This is a genomic window from Deinococcus aquatilis DSM 23025, assembly GCF_000378445.1.
Lineage (GTDB): Bacteria > Deinococcota > Deinococci > Deinococcales > Deinococcaceae > Deinococcus > Deinococcus aquatilis.
Map to the genome: position 1 here is coordinate 1 of NZ_KB899790.1, position 3,062 is coordinate 3,062.

The window sequence follows — 3,062 nt, forward strand, 5'->3', positions numbered from 1 at the left end:
GGGGGTGGGTAGGCATAGGAAAGGCCCACGGCGGGATGCAGTGGGCCTTGAGCAGCGACACCTAAAGTTTACCACGGGTGGGGTTTTAGTTGTGTGGGTGCGAGTTTCCTGCATACCCGAATCAGAAAGATGTTGGGGGGTAGGTCAAAGGATTAAGGGATTAAGGACAGGGGGTATACCAGGTGGCCGGGATCATTGGTCGGCGCTGTAGATGGAAGGCGGAAAGGCAGGATTTAGGGGGGTGTTGAGATTTGAAACACGTAGGGCATTAGCCCTCTCTAACCAGTGGGCTGTGAAGGGTCTGCGTCCGGCTTGAGGCGGGGCAAGTTCAGCGTCCAGGAGAGCCGAGGAAGGCGGCCACGAGTGCGGGCCTGTTGGTAGTCCTGCACGGCGGCTTGCAACTGGGCAGGGTCGGGCTTGCTACGGATACCTGTCTGTGGGTCGCGGTGCTGGCAGGCGCGGGCATCGGCTGGCTTGCTGAGATACCGCATCAGGCCAAGCGGGGTGTCTACGGCTTTCCTGTGGCTACCAGCGGGCAACAGCAGCGGAGCATTTGAGGCGGTGATGATGTGGGCGTGTAGATCGCCCTCCCTCCCACGCTCCAAAGTGGCCCAAGTCGGGGCCGTGCCGACAACAGCAGCAACAGCAGCGCGGGCGCGGGCGTTGGTGGCCGGGTCGTACAGCTCAGCAGGGGATGAAGGGCCAAGCGCCAGGACAATGTGCTGGAGTTCGTGACTGCCTGCGACCAGCAACCGGGGCAGCAGGCCACCTCCAAAGTTCAGGCGGCGGGCGGCGCGGGTGGCCCGGTCACGGGTGCTGTCTTTGAGGGCGTCGGGGATGTGAGGGCGGGGGGCAGTGTCGCTGCTTCCCACGGTCAGTCTTCCAGTAGAGCGGCGGGCGGCTGGTAAGGCTCAACCAGCGTCAAGCCGTCCGGGGTGGTGGTGACAACCAGCGTCACAGGTTCAGCCGTAAAGGTAGGCAACTTGGCCGGGTTGTTGGCGTGCGCTACCTCGTGGGGTTCGTGCGTGCCGTATGCCTCTGTGAAGGCCCGAAGCGCAGCGGCGGGGATACGGTGAGCCGTGCGTCCGGGGCCAAGCCTGAGCGCGGGCAAGTAGTCGCGCTCGATCAGGCGTAGAACCGTTCGCGGGCTACAGGCCAGCAGTTCAGCGGCTTCGTTGGTGGTGAGCAGTTCGGCGGGGAATTGGGCCGCGTCGGGCCACATCTGGGGGGGGTGCGTCATGCCCTCAGACTCTTATGTCTGTCTTGTCTACGTGGCACACCTAACCGGGATAGATCACACTGCGTAACGCGGTGTTGATGGATACCGCCTAGCTATGAAAGTGCAGCACGGCCTACACCCTGACGTTGGTGTACCGCTTGTTAAAGTCAGCATTCACAAGCACCCTGCCGTTGGTGTTGGTGGTCCAAACTGGAGTTGCCATAAGGTGTCGATCCTTCTGAAATAAAGTTGGACACTTGGCCGGGTCTGCCGTTATCGCATTCGAGCGGCCAGCAGCGCAGCGGGGTTGCGTAGGTCTTCCCACTCGCGGCGGTCTATGTCCAGTCGGGCAAGCTGCGCGGCCAGTGCTTGCAATCCTGCACGGCCTTCCACCTCTACCGTCCAAGCATTCCAGATGAGGCGGCAATACCAGCGCTGGGAGTGTGGATCATTCAGGGCATGGGCGAGGGCGTCGGCCAGCATCCCGACCAGCTCGCCGCGCTTCGATGCGTGAGCCTCTCCGAGTAGGGGTAGGGCATACGTCACGTCCTGCACGGTCTGGGGGGCCGTGCAACAGTCACTAAGTAACGGGCTTTCAGTTTGTCCGGGATTAACGGCCCACGTCTTTAGCCTTAAATACCAGTCAACTTCTGTTGGGGTAGATGACTGTTGCAACGCCTTCCAAGCGGTGTGTCCTGCGCGGCGGTCTGCGTCCAGGTCGCGCCACTGGTGAGCAAGATCGGCATACCTGAGGCGCGGGCGTATGCCTTCCTTGAGAGCCACGGCGTATACCGTGCCGTCTGCACGAGTGGCCTTGCCTGAGGTCGTGTAATGCTTGCGGGCGTCCAGCAGGCCCGCTGCTTTGAGTACCTGTGTCCACCTCCACACCGTGACGCGGTGGCAACCGAGGGCGGCGGCCAACAGTTCTTGAGACTGGTGCAGCGTGACTTCCGAGGGCATGACTTTGTAGGCGCGGGCGTGGGCTGTGTCCACTGCCAACCGGTGCAGCAGCTCCAGCAGTTGCCGGGGGCCGCGCTCCAGTTGGGCAAGGTCGTGCAGCAACTCCAGCGGGATCACGGGCAACGGGGCGGGGCGCTGCCATACGCGGGGTGTGGGTAAGTCTGTCGGGCGCTGGGTGGGCGCTGTAGGGGCCAGCAGTGCGGCGGGCGGCTTAGGTGCGGAGTGCGGCGCGGGGTGCGGCTGGGCAAGTACAGCAGCGCGGGCGCGGGCAATAGCTTCGGTGAATGAATGGGAATGCAAATCTAAACCCCTTTGCACCCAAGCCCAGAGGGGTTAACCTGTGGGCCTGAGTGCATTGTTGTGATTGCGCTTAGTTGGTTTAGAACGTCGCCTTCTCTTTGTGGGGAATCGGGCGGCGTTCGTCTTTTTGCCTCTAGGCGCTTGGTTGCCAAAGTATCAGGTTGAAAGCACACCCTTACGCTGGAGTGCTGTCACGGTGTTGGTGGGTACTCGCTGCGCCGTGCCGTCCTTGAGGGTCAATATCCATGCTGCCGCGTCTAGATCGCGTTTGAGGGTTGCTCCAGCAGAGAGGGCGTCGACCAGATCAGTCTGAGGGGCAGACAGTTCGGCGCGGCGGAAGACCAGCAGGCTTAGCGGGGCGTCCGGTTCGGGTGTCACATGCAGGCTAGCTTCTGCTTGTAACGCGCTGTCATTCTCGCGTAACGCGCTGTTGGTAATGATTAGCCCACTGCCGTGTAACGCGCTGTCGATCTTCGTTACGTGTAACGCGCTGTCATTAGCGCGTAACGCGGTGCTAATGAGTTCACCTATCTGTGCGGCGGTTAGATCGGCCAAGCGATCATGCACCCAACCGGGGGCGCGT

4 protein-coding genes are annotated in these 3,062 nt (G+C 62.0%); all 4 read right to left on the reverse strand.

The annotated features are described in order from the left end of the window. Positions 1–278: 278 nt before the first annotated feature. Complete coding sequence (locus F561_RS0124160; RefSeq protein WP_019012536.1) at positions 279–872, reverse strand: hypothetical protein; 594 nt, start codon at positions 870–872, stop codon at positions 279–281. A gap of 2 nt (positions 873–874) precedes the next feature. Further along, positions 875–1,240: a helix-turn-helix domain-containing protein gene (locus F561_RS0124165; RefSeq protein WP_019012537.1), complete on the reverse strand. Its 366-nt coding sequence runs from the start codon at positions 1,238–1,240 to the stop codon at positions 875–877. Positions 1,241–1,492: 252 nt separating this feature from the next. After that, entirely contained in the window at positions 1,493–2,479 is a 987-nt protein-coding gene (locus tag F561_RS0124170; protein WP_157452170.1) for a hypothetical protein, read from the reverse strand. Positions 2,480–2,635: 156 nt separating this feature from the next. After that, positions 2,636–3,062 (reverse strand): hypothetical protein (locus F561_RS29815; RefSeq protein WP_211214866.1); only part of this gene is annotated, 427 nt, incomplete at its 5' end.

Coding starts and splice junctions, on each gene's coding strand:
- F561_RS0124165 (WP_019012537.1), bottom strand. CDS start 1,240: ATGACGCACCCCCCCCAGATGTGGCCCGACGCGGCCCAATTCCCCGCC.